This is a genomic window from Sphaerisporangium sp. TRM90804, assembly GCF_029846175.1.
Classification (GTDB): Bacteria; Actinomycetota; Actinomycetes; order Streptosporangiales; family Streptosporangiaceae; genus Sphaerisporangium.
Window position 1 is genome coordinate 84,070 of record NZ_JARWAC010000004.1, and the last position, 17,051, is coordinate 101,120.

Consider the following 17,051-nt stretch of genomic DNA (forward strand, 5'->3'; position numbering starts at 1 on the left):
GGCACGTCCCGCCCGGCCTGCCGCGGGCGCCCCGAGGTCGTTTCGGGGCGGTCGCGGCGCGTGGGCGCGGGGCCGGCGGGGGCGCGCCGTAGGGTGATCGCATGGCTGTCGTCATCACCGGCTCGTCCGGCCTTCTCGGTTCGGCCCTGGTTCGCGCACTGCGCGACCGGGGCCGTCCTGTCGTCAGGCTCATACGCAAACCGCCCGCCGGGCCCGACGAGGCCTTCTGGGATCCGCGGGAGGGCGTCCTGGATCCCGCCGTCCTCGAAGGGGCCGACGCCGTCGTCCACCTGGCGGGGGCGAGCATCGCGGGCCGCCGCTGGAACGACGACTACCGGCGCGAGCTGCTCGGCAGCCGCGTGGACGGCACCCGCCTGATCGCCACCACGATCGCCGGCCTGTCCCGCAAGCCCGGGGTGCTGCTGTCCAGCTCGGCCATGGGCGTCTACGGCGACACCGGCGAGCACCCGGTCGACGAGTCGTCCAAGCCGCCGGTCTGGGCGCGCGGGCAGGGCGGCAAGCCGCCGCGCGGGCAGTGGCTGGCCGACCTGGCGCGGGCCTGGGAGGCCGAGACCGCGCCCGCCGAGGAGGCCGGCGTCCGGGTGGTGTGGTTGCGCACCGGGCACGTGCTCACCACCGAGGGCGGCTTCCTCGGGCCGCAGCTGCCGCTCTTCAAGCTGGGCATGGGCGCGCCGCTCGGCTCCGGCCGGCAGTACACCTCCTGGATCGCCCTGCCCGACTGGGTGGGCGCCGTCGAGTACCTCCTGGCGGATCCGCAGGTGTCCGGCCCGGTCAACCTGACCGCGCCCACGCCGGTCACCAACGCCGTCTTCACCAAGGCCCTGGGGCGCGCCCTGCGGCGTCCCACGCTGCCGGTGCCCGTGCCGGGCTTCGCGCTGCGCGCCGCCCTCGGCGACCTGGCCGACGAGGGCGTGCTCATCGGCCAGCGCGTCCTGCCGCGGCGCCTGATGGAGATGGGGTACCGGTTCCGGTATCCGCGTCTCGACGAGGCGTTGGCGGCCATACTCTAAGGTGCCGTTCCGATGACACGGGAGATGACCGCACGACTCGGCCTGCGACCTCGCGGCGGCCGGTTCGCCCCCCGAGAAGGCAGCAGGAGAGATCATGAACAGGCTCGGCCAATCCCACATCGTCGCCATCGGCGGCGGCTCGTTCCGCCCCTCCGACCGCTACGGGTTCATGGACGCCTCGGGGCTGCTGCGCTACGCGCTCGACCTGACCGGCCAGGACCGCCCCAAGCTGGGCCTGATGGCCACGGCCGTCGGTGACGCCAGCGACTGGCTGCTGAAGATGTACGGCGCGTTCCGCGACTGGGACGTCGAGCTCAGCCACCTGACGGTGTTCCCGATGCCCAACGTCGCCGATCCGCGCGAGTGGATGCTCGAGCAGGACATGATCTACGTCAGCGGCGGCAGCGTCGCCAACCTGGCCGCCCTGTGGCGGCTGCACGGCTTCGACGAGGCGTTCGAGGAGGCGTGGCGGTCCGGGGTGGTGCTGGCCGGCCAGAGCGCCGGGGCGCTGTGCTGGCACGTCGGCGGCAACACCGACTCCTTCGGCCCCGAGCTGCGGCCCTGGGCCGAGGGGCTTGCGCTGCTGCCGTACTCCTGCGGCGTCCACTACAACTCCGACCCCCAGCGCCGCCCCCTGCTGCACGAGTCGATCGCCTCCGGCGAGCTGCCCGAGGGGTACGCCGCCGACGAGGGCGTCGCGCTGCACTACGTCGACCGCGAGTTCATCCAGGCGGTCACGGTCGACCCCGCGGGGTACGCGTACAAGATCGAACGCGACGGCGAGGGGCGCGTGAAGGAGTTCCGCGTCGAACCCCGCCTGCTGACCCCATGACCTCGCGTTAGGCTGGCCCCGTGATCGAGCGCGGGATCCACCAGAGCACGACGGGCGGCGCGAGGAGGCTCGCGCTGGTCCGGCTTGGCGTCGACGTCCCCTACGAGCAGGCGTGGGAGCTCCAGCGCCAGGTCCACGCCCGCCGCGCCGCCGGCGCGATCCCCGACACCGTCCTGCTGCTGGAGCACGCCCCGGTGTACACGGCGGGCAAGCGCACCTCCCCGCACGAGCGGCCCGCCGACGGCACCCCGGTCGTCGACGTCGACCGCGGCGGCAAGATCACGTGGCACGGTCCCGGCCAGCTCGTCGGCTACCCCGTCGTCCGGCTGTCCGACACCATGGACGTCATCGCCTACGTCCGGCTGCTGGAGGAGTCGCTGATCAGGGTCTGCGCCGACTTCGGCGTGGCCGCGGGGCGGGTGGCCGGCCGCAGCGGCGTGTGGGCCGCGGGCGACCCCGCCAGCGGCGTGCCCGACCGCATGCTCGGCGCCATCGGCATCCGCGTGGCCCGCGGCGTGACGATGCACGGCTACGCGCTCAACTGCGTCAACGACCCCGGCTGGTTCAACCGCATCGCCCCCTGCGGCATCAAGGACGCCGGTGTGACCTCCCTCTCGGCCGAGACCGGCCGGCGCATCACCGTCGACGAGGTGCTGCCCTTCGCCGAGAAGCGCCTGACCGAAGCCCTGGGCGCCGAGGGCGTCGACGTCCAGGAGGAGGACCTCCTCTCAGGCCGCGCCTGACCACCCCCGCCCCTGCGGCGTGGGGGCGGCGGCCGGGGCCCCGGGGCGGGCGCCCCGGCGTCCGGGCCAGGCGGCGCGGAGACGTAAGCTTGAGCACGTGACCGTTGCTCCTGAAGGCCGAAAGCTCCTCCGCCTGGAGGTGCGCAACAGCCAGACCCCCATCGAGCGCAAGCCCCCGTGGATCAAGACCCGGCTCAGGAACGGGCCGAACTTCAACGAGATCAAGTCGCTCGTCAAGAACCAGGGTCTGCACACGGTCTGCCAGGAGGCCGGCTGTCCCAACATCTCCGAGTGCTGGGAGGACCGCGAGGCCACGTTCCTCATCGGCGGCGACCAGTGCACGCGCCGGTGCGACTTCTGCCAGATCGACACCGGCAAGCCCGCCGAGTACGACCGCGACGAGCCGCGCCGCGTCGCCGAGTCCGTCACGCAGATGGGCCTGCGGTACGCCACCGTCACCGGCGTCGCCCGCGACGACCTGCCCGACGGCGGGGCCTGGCTGTACGCCGAGACCGCCCGTCGCATCCACGCCGAGGTCCCCGGCTGCGGCGTGGAACTGCTGGTCCCCGACTTCAACGGCGACCGCGAGCAGCTGGAGGAGGTCTTCTCCAGCCGCCCCGAGGTGTTCGCGCACAACATCGAGACGGTGCCGCGCATCTTCAAGCGCATCCGCCCGGCGTTCCGCTACGACCGTTCCCTCAAGGTGATCACGATGGCGCACGAGGCCGGGCTGGTCACCAAGTCGAACCTCATCCTCGGCATGGGCGAGGAGCGCGAGGAGGTCGTCCAGGCCATGCGCGACCTGCACGAGGCCGGCTGCGACCTGCTGACCATCACGCAGTACCTCCGCCCCACCCCGCGCCACCACCCGGTCGACCGCTGGGTGAAGCCCCAGGAGTTCGCCGACCTGCAGAAGCAGGCCGAGGAGATCGGCTTCGCCGGCGTCATGTCCGGCCCCCTGGTCCGCTCCTCCTACCGAGCCGGCCGCCTCTACCGCCAGGCCGTAGAGGCCCGCCAGACCGCCTGACCCTCCCCCAGCCCCGCCCTCCCCACAAGGCGCGGGGCACGGGGCAGACCCGCACTCCCTGCCCGCACCCGGTCGGGGGCAGGGGTGACGCGAGGTCTGTGGTGGTCGTCGACGGCACGGTCACGCGCCGGCGGGGCGGTCGAGGGCCTGTTACGGACGGACCACCGGCAGATCACGTTTTCCTTTCTTGGGCCCGGCGTTTGTATCCTTCAACCATGGCCAAACAGCCCGCAGACCCAGAGCGCCCGGGGCGCATCAAGCAGCTCCGGATGATCGCTCAGATCATCCAGAAGGCCAACCCCAAGGGGATGCCGATCGTCTACGCGTCGGCCCTCGCGACGCTGGCGCTCTTCGTCGTCCTCGGGCTCGTGACGGGCTTCGTGTGGCAGCTCATCCTGCTCGGGGTCATGTTCGCGCTCACGGTGGGCATGGTCGTCTTCGGCCAGCTCGCGCAGCGCGCGCAGTACTCCATGCTCGACGGGCAGCCGGGCGCCGCCGCGGCCATCCTGCAGGGCATGCGCGGGAACTGGCAGGTCACCCCCGCGGTGGCCGTCACCCGCGACCAGGACGTCGTGCACCGGCTGGTGGGCTACCCCGGCATCGTGCTCGTGTCGGAGGGCCCGGGCGCGCGCGTGCAGCGCATGCTGCTGTCGGAGAAGAAGCGCGTGCAGCGCGTCGCCGCCGACGTCCCGGTGTACGACGTGCAGTGCGGCGACGGCGACGGCCAGGTGCCGCTCAAGAAGCTGCAGCGCCACCTGATGAAGCTGCCCCGCAACCTGAAGAAGCCCGCGGTGTCGGAGGTCAACTACCGCCTCCGGGCCCTGCCGCAGACCGTCCCCATGCCGAAGGGCCCGATGCCGAAGGGCGCGCGCATGCCCCGCGGCAAGATGCGGTGACGTCCGGTTCGGGCGTCACCCGGCGCGCGGTGGCCGGCGCGCCGACCTCACGGGCGAACCGCCGCTGGTGGGACTCCGCGGCCGACGACTACCAGGCCGAGCACGGCGCGTTCCTCGGCGACGCCGCCTTCGTGTGGTGCCCCGAAGGGCTGGACGAGGCGCAGGCGCGCCTGCTGGGCGAGGTTCGCGGCAGGCGCGTGCTGGAGATCGGGTGCGGCGCCGGGCAGTGCGGCCGGTGGCTGGCCGGTCAGGGCGCCGAGGTCGCGGCCTTCGACCTGTCCTTCCGTCAGCTCCAGCACTCGCGGCGCATCGACGACGGGCTCGGCGCGCGGCTCCCGGTCGTGCAGGCGGACGCCGGCCGCCTGCCCTTCGCCGGCGCGTCGTTCGACCTCGCGTGCTCGGCGTTCGGGGCGCTCCCGTTCGTCGCCGACGCCGGGGCCGTGCTCGCCGAGGTGCGCAGGGTGCTGCGGCCGGGCGGGCGCTTCGTGTTCTCCGTCAGCCACCCCGTCCGGTGGGCGTTTCCCGACGATCCCGGCGAGCGCGGGCTGACCGCCGACCGCTCCTACTTCGACCGCGCCCCGTACGTCGAGCAGGACGAGCACGGCGAGCCGTCCTACGTGGAGCACCACCGCACGCTCGGCGACTGGGTGGGCGCCATCGTGGGGGCCGGGCTGACGCTCACCTCGCTGGTCGAGCCCGAGTGGCCTCAGGGCCACACCCGCACGTGGGGCGGCTGGAGCCCGCTCCGCGGCCGTCATCTGCCCGGCACGGCGATCTTCACGTGCGAGCGGGCGCGGACGGCCCCGGCTGGAGACGGCAACGCCTGAGGGGGGCGTCCGGGTGGCGGCGACCTCGGGCGGGCTAGGCGCGGACCACCACGGTGCCGGCGGCGCGGTCGTGCAGGCCGCGCTGGTCGCGGTCCCAGATCAGGGCGGGGACGGCCAGGCAGAGCAGCAGCGTTCTGAGCAGGATCGACCCGAACGACGGGCGGCCTCCGCCGAGGGCGGCGATCCTGATGCCGAACAGCCGCATGCCGAGCGTCATGCCCAAGGTGCCGGCGAGCAGCACGTACTCCAGGGCGAACAGGCCGAGCCCGACCCAGCTCGCGTACCGGGGGTCGACGTTCAGCAGGCCCCGGCCGATCGCCCAGGTGCAGACCACCCAGTCGACGACGACGGCGCCGATGCGCCGGCCGAAGCCGGCGACCGCCCCGCTCCCCTGCTCGGGCAGCCCGAGTCGTTCACCCGGATGGCCGAGGTCGACGCCCCCGGCGCGGGTGCCGCCGAGCCAGGTCTGGGTCCATCTCGGTTCCCTGCTCATGCGGGTAAGATATCCAGGGGCGGCACAGGTCCAGCCATCGGCCCACCCCCCTCCCCTTAACATCTGCGAAACAAACGAGACATGGGGCGGAAACGGCACAGGCCTAGTTTTCAAGTCTGAAAACCGTGCCCTTGGGAGGTTGGATGTTCAGCTCCGGCGACGACGTCCTGAAGTTCATCCGGGACGAAGGAGTGCAGTTCGTCGACGTCAGGTTCACCGACCTGCCGGGCACGACGCACCACTTCACTTTTCCCGTCGAGAACTTCGGGGCCAGCGTATTCACCGACGGTCTCATGTTCGACGGCTCGTCGATCCGTGGGTTCCAGGCCATTCACGAGTCCGACATGCTGCTACTGCCGGACCCCTCGACGGCGGTGGTCGACCAGTTCCGCGACCACAAGACGCTGATCATCAACTTCTTCGTGCACGACCCGCTGACCGGCGAGCCCTACAGCCGTGACCCGCGGAACGTGGCGCGCAAGGCCGAGGAGTACCTCCGCGGCACCGGCATCGCCGACACGGTGTACTTCGGCCCCGAGGCCGAGTTCTACATCTTCGACGACGTGCGCTTCTCCACGAGCCAGCACGAGAGCTACTACCACATCGACTCCATCGAGGGCGCCTGGAACACCGGCAAGGCCCAGGAGGGCGGCAACCTCGGGTACAAGCCGCGCTACAAGGGCGGCTACTTCCCGGTGCCGCCGATGGACCACTTCACCGACCTGCGCTCCGAGATGGTGCGCCGGCTGATCGACGCCGGCATCGAGACCGAGATGCAGCACCACGAGGTCGGCACCGCCGGGCAGGCCGAGATCGACTTCAGGTTCGGCACGCTGCTCAAGACCGCCGACAACCTGATGATGTACAAGTACATCATCAAGAGCACGGCGGTGGAGTACGGCCACACGGTGACCTTCATGCCCAAGCCGATCTTCGGTGACAACGGCTCCGGCATGCACTGCCACCAGTCGCTCTGGAAGGACGGCGAGCCGCTCTTCTACGACGAGGTCGGCTACGCGGGCCTGTCCGACATGGCGCGCTACTACATCGGCGGCCTGCTCAAGCACGCGCCCGCCCTGCTGGCCTTCACCAACCCGACGGTGAACTCCTACCACCGCCTGGTGCCGGGCTACGAGGCCCCGGTGAACCTGGTGTACTCCCAGCGCAACCGGTCGGCATGCATCCGCATCCCGATCACCGGCTCCAACCCCAAGGCCAAGCGCATCGAGTTCCGGGTGCCCGACCCGTCGTGCAACCCGTACTTCGCGTTCGCCGCGCAGCTCATGGCGGGCCTCGACGGCATCCGCAACAAGATCGAGCCGCCGCAGCCGGTCGACAAGGACCTGTACGAGCTTCCCCCCGAGGAGGCCGGCCAGGTCCCGCAGGTCCCCGGCTCCCTTCCGGAGGTCCTCGCGGCCCTGGAGGCCGACCACGAGTTCCTGCTCGAAGGCGGCGTCTTCACGCCCGACCTCATCGAGACCTGGATCTCCTACAAGCGCGAGAACGAGATCGACCCGATCCGCCTGCGCCCGCACCCGCACGAGTTCGAGCTCTACTACGACGTGTAAAGATCGAACCGGCTCTGTGCCGGGCGTTCACGACACGAACGCCTCCTCGGTCCGCACGGCGGCGGGGCCACGTCCGTGGCCTCCTGCCGACGCTCCGAGCCTGAGTTCCACCCCGGCGGGCACCGCTCACGCGGTGCCCGCCGGTTTTTCGTCCAGCAGCGCCGGGACCGCCGCGAGGGTGGTGACCGTACGCCACGCGCGGCCCGGCTCGGCCTCGCGCGGCGGGCCCCGGTTAATCCACACCGCGGCCATGCCCGCCTCGGTCGAGGCGTCCACGTCTTCGACCAGATGGTCACCGACATGCAGGCACTCGGCGGGGGCCACGCCGAACCGCTCGGCCGCGTACCGGTAGATCCGCGGGTCGGGCTTGCGGTGCCCGCAGTCGGCCGCGACCACGGTGTGCTCGAGCAGCTCCCCCAGGCCGAGCGGCTCGGGGCGGGAGTTGCCGTTGGTGACCAACCCCAGACGGCATCCCATCTCGCGCAGCCTGAGCAGGCACCCGAGCGTGTCCGGATACAGCCGTACTTCGGCGTGCCGGGCCCGCATGTACTCGGTGAACACCCGATCGGCGAACCCCGCCCCCGCACCCGCCCGCTGGGCGCACTCCCGCAACGCCACCCGCCGGACGTCCTCCATCCGGGCCCGCGCGAACGCCGGCCGCGCTGCCACCTCCTCGCGCACCCGGGCCAGCCACGCGCCCGTGACCGGCTCACCTCTCAGCGAGAGCCCCTCGGCCGCGAACATGCCGGCCGCGAGCGACAGCGCGCGGCGCATCGCCCCTGAAAGTCCCACAGCGTCTCGTCCCCATCGAAGGTGACCACCGGCCCGCCACCACCCATGTCCATGTGTCAGCTCTCCCGCGACGTATGAGCGCCTGGGCATGACCAGGATCAAGATGCTCTCCCGGCCGGGCGCTCGGCTTTACCCGCGAAGGCCGCCGGCCATCCCCTTGAAGGAACAGGTTGGCGGCCTTTCGCCATTCACGCTCACCTCTTGTTCAGCCCATGACATCAACTATTCATGGGTTGTATGTTTGCTTTCGTGAGCACCGTGACGGGGGTGACGGGCGTGACGGTCAGGGCGCCCGCGAAGGTCAACCTCCAGCTCTTCGTCGGTCCGCTCCGTGACGACGGCTACCACGACCTGGTCAACGTCTTCCAGTCGGTGTCCGTCTACGACGAGGTGACCGTCTCTCCGGCCGAGCGACTTCGGGTCACCGTCCACGGGGACGACGGCATCGGGACGCGCGCCGTTCCGCGCGACCGCACCAATCTCGCCGCCGAGGCGGTCGCGATTCTCGCCGCCCGTACCGGTCGCCCGCCGAACGTCGAGATCTCCATTCGCAAGCGCATACCCGTGGCCGGGGGAATGGCCGGCGGAAGCGCCGACGCCGCGGCCGCGCTGGTGGCGTGCGACGAGCTGTGGCAGACCGGGCTGGGCGACCGCGAGCTGGGCGACCTCGGCGCGCGGCTGGGAAGCGACGTGCCCTTCATGCTCATGGGCGGCACCGCCGTCGGTTACGGCAGGGGCGAGCTGCTGGAGCCGCTGGCGGGCCCCGAGCGCTTCCACTGGGTGTTCGTCCGCGCCGAGACCGGCCTTTCGACGGCCGAGGTCTACCAGGCGCACAGCAGGTCACGCGCCTCGGCGGGAGGCGGTGCGGCGCTGCCTCCCGGGCCGACCACGGGTCTCACCCACGCGCTCGTCCGAGGGGACGCGCGGCGGCTCGGGGCCGAGCTGAAGAACGATCTCCATCCGACCGTCTTCAAGCTCCGCCCGGAGCTCGAGCACCTCCTCGGCCTCGGCCAGGAGGTCGCGGCGGCCGGCGCGGTCGTCTCGGGAACCGGCCCCACCTGCGCCTTCCTGGCGAGTTCCGAGGAGCACGCCGACATCATGCGACGGCACCTGTCGCAGATCACCGGTTCCGAGCGGGTGCTGGTCGCCCACGGTCCGGTACCGGGCATCGAGCGGGTCCCGCCGTGACGCCGAGAGGCCCGGCTCGCGATCACGACTGGCCGGCACGGCCGAAGGAGAGTGTTGGCGCACCACGTGGACCACGTGTCCGTCCAGCCGTCGACCGGCGGCGTCACAGCGATCATTCTCGGCGCCGGTCAGGGTGAACGGCTCGGCCAGGGCCCGAAGGCCGCGCTGGAACTGCGGGGCCGTCCGCTGCTGTGGTGGATCCTCCGTTCGGTGCTGACCAACGTCACCGTCGACGAGGTGGTGCTGGTCGTTCCCGAGTCCGTGCTGGCGACGGCCCGGGCCGTGGTCGGCGCCTTCCCCGACCGGCTGGTCATGAAGGTCGTCCTGGGCGGTGCGACGCGCCAGGAGAGCGCCTGGCTCGGAATCCAGGCCGGCCGGCGGCACTCCCCGTACGTGGCGATCGCCGAGGCCGCCCGGCCGCTCACGCCGGCGGGGGTCATCGACGAACTGGTGGGACGCCTGGCCACCGAGCAGGGCCACCTCGCGGGCGCGCTCCCCGGAATCCCGATGTTCGACACGATGCGCAGGGCCGAGACCACGGGGCGGTCCCTGGGCACCGTGAACCGGAGCGAACTGGTGGCGTGCCAGACACCGCAGGTGGTGTGCAGACGCTGTTTCGCCGACGCGTACCACCTCGCCCGGGAGAAGGGCCTGCAGATCACGGACGACGCGGGGCTGGTCGAACTGGAGGGCGGCGACATACAGATCGTCGAGGGAGATCCCACCAACATCAAGGTCACCGTCGAGCGCGACTTGCGGATGGTGGAGGCGTTCATGGCGGTCATGCCAAGCGGGAGCACGCCGGAATGAGGGAGTCGGTGCCTATGGACAGTCACGCATCGCCGCTGACGGGAAAAGTGGCGGTCATCACCGGAGCCAGCTCGGGTATCGGCGAGGCCGCCGCCCGGACCCTGCACGGGGCCGGCGCGTCCGTCGTCGTGGCGGCCCGGCGCGAGCAGCGGCTCAAGGAGTTATGCCAGGAGTTGGGCCCGGCACGTGCCGACTGGATGGACGTCGACATCCGCGACCCCGCCGACGCGCGGCGGCTGATGGGGGCGGCGGTCGAGCGGTTCGGCCGGATCGACGCGCTGATCGCCAATGCGGGCATCGGCGCGTACGGCGGGATTCTCGACTACTCCGACGCCGAGGTACGGCAGCTCATCGACACCAACCTGACCGGGACCATCTGGTGCGTGCGCGCCGCCGTCCCCCTCCTCCCGTCCGAGGGGGACATCGTGCTCGTCAGCTCCGTGGCCGGGCTTCGCGGGCGCAAGGACGAGGCCGTCTACGCGGCCACGAAGCACGGGGTGACCGGGCTCGCGGGCTCCCTCGACCGTGAGCTGCGCGAGCGGGGGATCCGGGTGACGGCGCTCTGTCCCGGCGCGGTGGCGACCGAGTTCGCGCTCGGGCGCGGCCGGGAGGGAACCGCGGCGCAGTTCGCGAGAATGCTCCGCGCGGACGACGTGGCCCAGGCGATCATGACGGTGCTCACGCAGCCCAGGACGATGAGGACCCTTCTGTGGAGCATGCGCAGCATGGAGTCGGAGAACTGATCCAGGCGCGGATCAGGCTGGTGACAGCAGCCGTCCGGCCTCGCCGAGGACCTCCTCGACCACGTTCCGGTCGTACCGCCGGGTGCTGTAGGCGGCGCTCAGGTGGATCGACCGGTCCGTGCGCACTTCACAGTCGATCGTGAGGCCGCGTACGGACGCCTGCCCCGGCTCGGGCTTCAGCCAGGTGAAGTCGGTGCGGGCGCCCGGCAGGCGGGGGGCCACGGGGTTGGTGGTGATGTTGACGAACATGTACGTCCCGGGCGGCTTGCGGTCGTAGTACTCGGGGCTGAACCTTCGCAACAGCAGTTCGAAGGGCACCATGCCATGGTTCAGGGCGTGGGCGAGCTCCTCCTGAACACCCTGGACGGCCGAGGAGAAGTCCGGCGCGCCTTCCGGGACGCTCAGGAAGAGCCGGTTGTTGTAGTAGCCGATGCCGTGGCGGGTGCCCGGCCACACCCGCCTGGAGAAGGGGAAGACCAGCCCGTAACCGGCCGAGGGGTGCACGCTCCTCGCCGCGGTGACCAGCGCCGCCGTCACCATGCAGAGCGGGCCGGCGCCTCTGGGCGCGCCCGCGCTCCGGCGGGCGGCGTCCAGGGCTTCGGGCGCGATGTCGCGGGACCAGGTGCCGGCCGGGGGCACGCCGGCCGGCTCGTCACCCGGGGCGGGGAGCGGGATCGGCTGGAAGGGGCCGCGCCGCGGCCAGCGCCCGGCCCAGTGACGGATGCTCTCCCTGCCGTCGCCGCTCGCCAGCCACCGCTGTTCCCTGGCCGCGAAGTCGGCGAAGTCCGAGCCGGGACGCATCGATGCCGACTGGACGCCTTCGGCCAGGCTCTGGTAGAGGCTCTCGAAGTCGCGCAGGAACGGCGAGACGGATCCCCCGTCGAACACGATGTGGTCCACGGCGATCCCCAGCAGCGACCTGGACTCCTCGTGGCGGACGAGTACGGCTCTGGCCAGCGGGGTGTCGCCGAGGGCGAAGGGGGTCCGCAGCTCCGCCAGTTCCGCCCGCAGCCGGTCCTCCCGCGTGGCCGTGGCCGGCCCGCGGAGATCGACGACCTTCAACGGCCAGTGGACGCCGGAGGGGGCGCGGCACAGCGCGGTGTCCGGACGGCCGTCGAAGGCGTATCGCAGCGCCGTGTGCCTCCGCATGATGATCGTGAGCGTTCGGGCGACCAGGCCGGGGTCGATCGGCCCCTGGATCCAGAAGCCGAAGTGACACGGCGGTTTGAGCCAGCCGTCGGGCCCGGTGGCCAGTGCGACGCGGCCCGCCTGGTTCGCGCTGAGCGGGACCCGCGTGTCCTGTCCGGTGGCGGTGGCGGTGGCGTGTACGACGGGCATCGTCGTCTCCCCCTTGTCGGGCTGGTGGAATCGGGCTACACGCGCGACAGGGTCGCGTCCTCGCGTGGCTCCGGTGACGCCTGCGCGCGGTCGTGCACGAACCTGATCGTCCGGGGGACGATCGAGACGACCGCGACCAGGGCCAGGGCGATGACGATCGACCCGGTCACCGGCATTCCCACCAGGCAGGTCGTGATGATGATCGGGCCCAGGAAGTCCTGGACGCTGGTCCCCAGGGAGAAGGCGCCGAGATAGGACCCCTCCGAACGCGTTCGCGCGAGGCCGAAGGCCAGCCCCCATCCCCCGGCGGACTGGGTCAGCTCCCCCAGCGTGAGCAGGACGGTGGTGACGAACAGCACGGCCAGCGCGCCGGTTCCCGGCAGGAACTGCGTGGTCATGAGCGTGAGGCAGGAGAGCGCCGTCAGCACGCCGGAGACGCGGAGCATCGCCGCGGCCGTCGGCACCGTCTGCGCCCGCCGTGCCACCTTCACCTGCATCAGCACGGTGAGGACGGTGTTGGTGGCGTAGAGCACCGCCACGAGGTAGGTCGGCGCGTCGGTCTTGAGGGTGACCCAGAGAGGCAGGCCTACCCGCAGGACCGTCGAATGGACGGACAGGATCCCGTTCAGCAGCGTGACGGCGAGGAACGGGGTGTCGCGAAGCGCGGTGACGCCGCTGTCGCGGGCCATGGACATGACCGGCGTCGCCGCGGCGGGAAGCAGGAGCGACAGGGCCGCCAGCACCAGCAGCGCCGCGGCGTTGCCGGCGATCAGGGCCTTCAGCGTGTCCGGGGACTGGGTGGAGAAGGCGAGAGCGGCCATCAGCGCGCCGACCGAGATCCCCGCGTTGGCGATCGTCCGAAGCTTGGCCTGCACGTTCACCCGGTCGGCGCTCTCGAACAGGGTCGCCACCAGCGTCTGCCGCGCGATGGAGTTGCCGCGTTCGGCGGCGCCCAGGAACGCCACGACGAGCGTGAACGAGGGGTTCGACTCCACCAGGAGCAGGCAGGCCATCGCGGTAGCGTGCAGCAGCGCGTACACGATCGCGACGTTCCGGGGCCGCCGCGCGGCGTCCATGAGGCTGCCCATCGGCACCGCGGCCAGGAAGGCCGCCACGCCGGCGCACCCGAGTGCCAGCCCGATCTCGGCGACGCTGAATCTCAGGTGGGAGCTGAAGTAGACGACGCTGGTGGGGACGTACAGGCCGCGGCCGAGCGAGGTGACCGCCATCCCGGCCGCGAGTATGCGATAGGAGCTCGTGGAGGTCGACATGGCGATCCTCATCAGACCGGTTCGAAGGAGACGGCCGCGGAGACCGCGCCTTCGAGACGGTCGAGCAGGGCGGGCACCGCCGTGAGGTCACCGGTCTCCGCCCAGACGTCGCACACCCGCTGACCGCTGCCCTGTTCCCAGTCGAGGACCTCCTCGACGCCGGCCATCCGGTCGACCTTCCACACCTCCTCGATCCGTCTCAGCGTCTTGGCCGTGGGGACCGCGCCGACCTTCACCCTGCGGGAGGGCGGCAGGACGCCGTAGACCACGGCGGCCCCGCTGAACACCGGGGAGGCGGTCAGGAGCGCGCCGCCCAGGGCGTTCTCGATCGCCAGCCGCACCGGGTCGAGGTCGGACACCCGATCGATCAGGCGTCCCACGCGCCCGCCCAGGCGGCCGTTGACCTCGATCACCCGGGGCCCGTCGGGGGTCAGCTTCACCTCGGTGTGGGTGACCCCGTGGGTGACGCCCAGCGCGCGGAGCGCGGCGGACGTCAGGGCTCTGACCTCCCGCTGCCGCTCACCGGTCAGCGCGCTGGGCGAGACCATGCCCGTCTCCCGGAACGGCGGGGCCAGTGGCAGTTTGTCGGTGACGGCGAAGTGGTGGACCTCGCCGTCCCGGATGAGCGACTCCACGGAGACGTAGTCCGCCAGCCACGCACCGCCCGGATGCCTGCCGGGCCGCAACAGGGCCTCGGCGACCCACGACGGCCCGTCCTGCCCCCGCCGGTCCCGCAGGAGCCGCCGTACGGTCTCGTGCAGGACGTCGTAGGTGTCGCAGCGGTAGGTGAAGGCGCCCGCCGTCCCGCTGAGCGGCTTCAGGACCAGCGGGAAGCCGACCGACTCCGCCGCCTCGGCGAGGTCGTCCAGGCACCTGACGACACGGGTCGGCGTGGCGACGGGAAGAGCCGCGTTCAGCGCCGTCCTCTGCAGGTGCTTGTCGGTGAGCAGGCGGGCGGTCCGTTCGTCGTGGTAGGGAAGCCCCAGATCGGCGGCGAGCCGGCTGGTCAGGGTGATGCACCGCTCGGAGAACGTGGTGATGCCGTCGACGCGGGAGCGGAGACGGCGGACCGCCGACTCGTGATCCGTCTCCGCGAGGTCGACCAGGTCGACGCAGAGGTCACGCAGGATCGACGTGACGGATGCGGAGTGCTCGTCACGGGTGTCGGTGACGAAGACGATGTCCGCCAGCCCGTCCGCCGCTCTGGAGATCTGCACCGGGCTGGCTGCGCCGAAGGCGTAGACCACGGCGATCGTCTTCGTTCGCATCGGTGTCCTCTGGTCGAAATCGCCGTGATTACTTAAGGCGTTGTCGGTGTCGGTGTTCATAGAGCCGTCCTGGGTAGAGCCGTCCTGGGAGGGCGAGGGGTTCGGCTACGGCCGGGAATTCGAGCCGACCTTCGCGGCCAGCTCCGTGAGGTTTTCACTCGTGAACAGATGACGCACTTCCATGTGAATCCCGGCCTCGCGGGCGCGGAACACCATCTCGACGGCCTGGAGACTGTCGCCGCCCAGGTCGAAGAAATTGTCCTCGCCGTCGACCTCCTCGATTTCCAGCAGGTCGCTCCAGATGTCCGCGAGCCGCGCCTCGGCGCGGGCGACGTCGTTGATGATTTCGATGGAGTGGGACAAGGTGTCGCTCCTGACTAGGTGAGTTCTTCTGCCAGCCGCCGGCGGTCTATCTTGCCGTTGGCGTTCAACGGGAAGGACGCCAGCCGCTTGAATCGACTGGGCACCATGTAACGAGGAAGTCGCCGGCGGACGGAGGTGACGAGATCGCGGCTGCGCGCCTCTTCTCCCGTGTATACGGCGACTATCTCCATCGCGCCGCGGGCGGACGGCACCACGAGGACGACGGCTTCTCGAACGCATTCCTGGCCGCGGACCGCGGCCTCGATCTCTCCGAGTTCCACGCGGCAGCCGTTGATTTTCACCTGCGCGTCCAGGCGGCCGAGATGGACGAGCTCGCCGTCGGCCCACCGGACCCGGTCCCCGGTTCTGTACCAGTGCGAGGATTCCAGCGGGGCCGTGCCGTCGTACGGGCGCGCGCCGTCGTCGTCGATTTCGAGGAAACGGCCGGCGTCGTCGCCGGAGTCGAGATAACCGGCGAAACGCTGTGGCCCTCGGACGCACAGTTCCCCTTCGGGCGCCTCCCTGCCGGACTCGTCCACGACCCGCGTCTCCATGAACGGGTACGGGCGTCCGATCGGCACCGTCGCGTTGGCCGTGACCGGCCAGTCGGCGCGGCGCGCGGGAAGCCGGTAGCCGGTGCAGGTGACGGTGAGCTCGGTGGGCCCGTAGATGTTCTCGATCACGCTGCGCGGCGCGGCCGTCCGCCAGGCGTCGGCCTGCTCGACGGTGAGCTGCTCGCCGGCGAACAGGCTCCAGCGCAGCCCCGGCATGCTGTCCGGCGTCAGCTGGTCGAGGCGGGAGGTCATGGAGATGTACCACGGCACGGAGAACCAGTGGGTGACGCGGCGGGCGTTCACGAAGTCGACCGGCGCCATGAGCTCGTCCTTGCGCGGCACGACCAGCGTGGCGCCGGCCCCCCAGGCGACGAAGAGGTCGAAGACCGAGGGGTCGAAGGTGAGGTCGAATGCCTGGGACAGCCGGCAGCCGGGCCCGACCTGATATCGCTCGATGTTGAAATCAAGGTAGGGCGCGACGTTCTCGTGCCTGATCGGCACGCCTTTCGGAATTCCGGTCGAGCCCGATGTGAAGAGAATGTAGGCGACGTCGTTCGTACGACCGCACGGCGGGATATCCGGCACCGGGCCGTTCAGAAGGGCGCGCCAGGCGTCCGCGGCCGGGTTCACCAGCGTCACTCCCGGCGGCAGGGAGGACACCTGGCCGGCGGCGCTTTCATCGGTTATTACCACGTCCACCCCGGCCCGGTCGCACAGGAGCCGGTTCCGGTCGGGCGGAAAGGCGGGGTTCAGCGGCACCACGGTGGCGCCCAAACGCAACGCCGCCAGGTAACCGGCGTAGGCGGCGAGACTGCGCGCGGCCAGGATGCCCACCCGTCGCGGAGGCCGGGAACCGTGCGCCCGGTTGATGAGCCCGGCCATGCGCGCCACCGCGTGTTCCAGTCGCCGATAGGACAGCTGGAGGCCGTCCACCTCGATGGCGATCTCCGACGGCCATTTCTCGGCGCCGGCCGAGAACCAGTCGTACAGGTGCGGACGGTTCATGAACTGCTCCCGACTAGATCGGTGGTCTGCCCACCGGCGAATTCCGCGCTCCAGCCGCGAAGCGCGGGTGCGGACGAGATGGCCCTGAGGGATATGGCACCGGCTCTCGTGCTCGCCAGCGCGGAACTGGTCACGGCGAGGAAGAACACGACGTCGATGCCGCCGGGCCAGGCGCGTGCGTGAATGTGTTCAAGTCTGTCGTCGATACTCGTGTGCACCCAGATCAGGTCCACGAGACCGCTCGGCGTGATATCGCCTTTTCTTTCGGCCGGATGACTGAGCGTCAATGCGACCATTTTCAT

At 71.1% G+C, this 17,051-nt stretch carries 18 protein-coding genes; 10 read left to right on the forward strand and 8 right to left on the reverse strand.

Translation table 11 applies throughout. The annotated features are described in order from the left end of the window. The first annotated feature begins 101 nt into the window (after nt 1-101). The 6 genes from PYR91_RS04135 to PYR91_RS04160 all read left to right on the forward strand — a co-directional run bounded on the left by PYR91_RS04135 (nt 102) and on the right by PYR91_RS04160 (nt 5,356). Nucleotides 102-1,031: a TIGR01777 family oxidoreductase gene (locus PYR91_RS04135; protein WP_279777573.1), complete on the forward strand. Its 930-nt coding sequence runs from the start codon at nt 102-104 to the stop codon at nt 1,029-1,031. Between the two features lie 94 nt (nt 1,032-1,125). After that, nucleotides 1,126-1,863 carry a peptidase E gene (locus PYR91_RS04140; protein WP_279777574.1) on the forward strand — a complete coding sequence of 246 codons (738 nt, stop codon included), beginning with the start codon at nt 1,126-1,128 and terminating at the stop codon, nt 1,861-1,863. 35 nt (nt 1,864-1,898) lie between these two features. Continuing rightward, the gene (gene lipB / locus PYR91_RS04145) at nt 1,899-2,606 is read left to right on the forward strand and encodes a lipoyl(octanoyl) transferase LipB (protein ID WP_279778022.1); all 708 of its coding nucleotides are present in this window, start codon (nt 1,899-1,901) and stop codon (nt 2,604-2,606) included. 97 nt (nt 2,607-2,703) lie between these two features. Then, nucleotides 2,704-3,633: a lipoyl synthase gene (lipA, locus tag PYR91_RS04150; protein ID WP_279777575.1), complete on the forward strand. Its 930-nt coding sequence runs from the start codon at nt 2,704-2,706 to the stop codon at nt 3,631-3,633. 215 nt (nt 3,634-3,848) lie between these two features. Next, complete coding sequence (locus PYR91_RS04155) at nt 3,849-4,529, forward strand: DUF4191 domain-containing protein (protein WP_279777576.1); 681 nt, start codon at nt 3,849-3,851, stop codon at nt 4,527-4,529. Beyond that, nucleotides 4,526-5,356, forward strand: coding sequence for a class I SAM-dependent methyltransferase (locus tag PYR91_RS04160; RefSeq protein ID WP_279777577.1), 831 nt, complete (start codon nt 4,526-4,528; stop codon nt 5,354-5,356). Before PYR91_RS04155 ends, PYR91_RS04160 begins: the two co-directional genes overlap by 4 nt. A gap of 34 nt (nt 5,357-5,390) precedes the next feature. Here PYR91_RS04160 and PYR91_RS04165 read toward each other — a convergent pair whose 3' ends face one another. Then, a complete protein-coding gene (locus tag PYR91_RS04165) occupies nt 5,391-5,849 on the reverse strand; it encodes an RDD family protein (RefSeq protein ID WP_279777578.1) in 459 nt (152 codons plus the stop codon). A gap of 143 nt (nt 5,850-5,992) precedes the next feature. Here PYR91_RS04165 and glnA point away from each other — a divergent pair, with 143 nt between their 5' ends. Next, nucleotides 5,993-7,417, forward strand: coding sequence for a type I glutamate--ammonia ligase (gene glnA, locus PYR91_RS04170; protein WP_279777579.1), 1,425 nt, complete (start codon nt 5,993-5,995; stop codon nt 7,415-7,417). A 126-nt stretch (nt 7,418-7,543) separates the two neighbouring features. Here the strand turns inward: glnA and PYR91_RS04175 are convergent, their stop codons facing one another. Next, nucleotides 7,544-8,209 (reverse strand): HAD family hydrolase, encoded by a 666-nt coding sequence (locus tag PYR91_RS04175; protein WP_279777580.1) that lies wholly within the window; start codon nt 8,207-8,209, stop codon nt 7,544-7,546. A gap of 249 nt (nt 8,210-8,458) precedes the next feature. On the opposite strand from PYR91_RS04175, the gene PYR91_RS04180 reads away from it, so the two are divergent. From PYR91_RS04180 to PYR91_RS04190, 3 genes are read left to right on the forward strand one after another with little or no spacing between them, the layout of a single operon-like run. Next, nucleotides 8,459-9,397 carry a 4-(cytidine 5'-diphospho)-2-C-methyl-D-erythritol kinase gene (locus PYR91_RS04180; protein WP_279777581.1) on the forward strand — a complete coding sequence of 313 codons (939 nt, stop codon included), beginning with the start codon at nt 8,459-8,461 and terminating at the stop codon, nt 9,395-9,397. Between the two features lie 54 nt (nt 9,398-9,451). Beyond that, a complete protein-coding gene (locus tag PYR91_RS04185; protein WP_279777582.1) occupies nt 9,452-10,207 on the forward strand; it encodes a 2-C-methyl-D-erythritol 4-phosphate cytidylyltransferase in 756 nt (251 codons plus the stop codon). Between the two features lie 14 nt (nt 10,208-10,221). Then, complete coding sequence (locus tag PYR91_RS04190; RefSeq protein WP_279777583.1) at nt 10,222-10,950, forward strand: SDR family oxidoreductase; 729 nt, start codon at nt 10,222-10,224, stop codon at nt 10,948-10,950. A gap of 12 nt (nt 10,951-10,962) precedes the next feature. Here the strand turns inward: PYR91_RS04190 and PYR91_RS04195 are convergent, their stop codons facing one another. The 6 genes from PYR91_RS04195 to PYR91_RS04220 all read right to left on the reverse strand — a co-directional run bounded on the left by PYR91_RS04195 (nt 10,963) and on the right by PYR91_RS04220 (nt 17,051). After that, a complete protein-coding gene (locus PYR91_RS04195; RefSeq protein WP_279777584.1) occupies nt 10,963-12,288 on the reverse strand; it encodes a condensation domain-containing protein in 1,326 nt (441 codons plus the stop codon). Nucleotides 12,289-12,323: 35 nt separating this feature from the next. Further along, a complete protein-coding gene (locus PYR91_RS04200) occupies nt 12,324-13,559 on the reverse strand; it encodes an MFS transporter (protein ID WP_279777585.1) in 1,236 nt (411 codons plus the stop codon). 11 nt (nt 13,560-13,570) lie between these two features. Next, the gene (locus PYR91_RS04205) at nt 13,571-14,827 is read right to left on the reverse strand and encodes a hypothetical protein (RefSeq protein ID WP_279777586.1); all 1,257 of its coding nucleotides are present in this window, start codon (nt 14,825-14,827) and stop codon (nt 13,571-13,573) included. Nucleotides 14,828-14,932: 105 nt separating this feature from the next. Continuing rightward, complete coding sequence (locus PYR91_RS04210) at nt 14,933-15,190, reverse strand: phosphopantetheine-binding protein (RefSeq protein ID WP_279777587.1); 258 nt, start codon at nt 15,188-15,190, stop codon at nt 14,933-14,935. Between the two features lie 14 nt (nt 15,191-15,204). Next, on the reverse strand, nt 15,205-16,749 hold the full coding sequence (locus tag PYR91_RS04215) for an amino acid adenylation domain-containing protein (protein ID WP_279777588.1): 1,545 nt from the start codon (nt 16,747-16,749) through the stop codon (nt 15,205-15,207). Further along, nucleotides 16,746-17,051 (reverse strand): hypothetical protein, encoded by a 306-nt coding sequence (locus tag PYR91_RS04220; RefSeq protein ID WP_279777589.1) that lies wholly within the window; start codon nt 17,049-17,051, stop codon nt 16,746-16,748. Before PYR91_RS04220 ends, PYR91_RS04215 begins: the two co-directional genes overlap by 4 nt.